Raw genomic sequence first — 317 nt, 5'->3', positions numbered from 1 at the left:
CGCTAATCAACTTCACATCTCTGTCTCTACTGTACAAAGAAAGCTATCTCAGTTTACTTTCAAAGAAAGATATCACCATCTGCCTCAAGTCTTATCTTGGGACGAATTTGCTCGAAATAAAGGCAAATTAGCTTTTATTGCTCAGGACTATAACACTAAAAAAATTGTCACTATTCTTGAAAACAATAGACAAACAACTATCAAGAACTATTTCTACAAATACTCTAGAAAGGTCCGGGAATTAGTCAAGGTAGTGACTGTAGATATGTCGGGAAGCTATATCCCACTCATCAAGCAACTCTTTCCAAAGGCTAAAA

At 36.0% G+C, this 317-nt stretch carries 1 protein-coding gene; it reads left to right on the top strand.

Annotation, left to right across the window (positions count from 1 at the left end; genetic code table 11):
• The coding region (locus N7659_RS08135; RefSeq protein ID WP_263276628.1) for a transposase at positions 1 to 317 on the top strand (317 nt) is incomplete at both ends.

Source organism: Streptococcus sp. CSL10205-OR2 (assembly GCF_025660655.1).
Classification (GTDB): Bacteria; Bacillota; Bacilli; order Lactobacillales; family Streptococcaceae; genus Streptococcus.
Note: the sequence above shows the minus strand (reverse complement) of the source record. Positions and strands in the feature narration are given on the sequence as shown.